This window comes from Undibacterium sp. JH2W (assembly GCF_049340425.1).
Classification (GTDB): domain Bacteria; phylum Pseudomonadota; class Gammaproteobacteria; order Burkholderiales; family Burkholderiaceae_D; genus Undibacterium.
This window is the reverse complement of the sequence record NZ_JBMPOT010000096.1, coordinates 1-293: the sequence shown is the minus strand read 5'-3', so window position 1 is coordinate 293 and position 293 is coordinate 1. Positions and strand designations below refer to the sequence as shown.

The window sequence follows — 293 nt, the reverse complement described above, 5'->3', positions numbered from 1 at the left end:
AATGAGCATGGCATCGACGTTGTCAGTCTTGGCACGCGCCCCCACTCCTTTTGCATAATGACGGGTATCTTTAGGGTTGAGCACATAAACATGCAAGCCCATCTGAAAAGCCAGGTCAGCCAGCACCCGGTGATAGGCGCCGGTTGCTTCCATCGCAATAGACGATCCAGGCGGCAGTTGTTTCAGGAATTTCTTTAAAGCAGCCAATTCATTAGCAACAGCACGCACCGGGAAACTGCTTTCCGAGCAGGCGATAACGACCTCAGATTTCGCCACATCAACACCAATGAATA

The 293-nt window shown here is 50.9% G+C and carries 1 protein-coding gene; it reads right to left on the bottom strand.

Annotation, left to right across the window (positions count from 1 at the left end; all coding sequences use genetic code 11):
• The coding region (locus ACO0LC_RS29280) for an IS110 family transposase (protein ID WP_423009799.1) at window positions 1-276 on the bottom strand (276 nt) is incomplete at its 3' end.
• Between the last annotated feature and the right edge of the window lie 17 nt (window positions 277-293).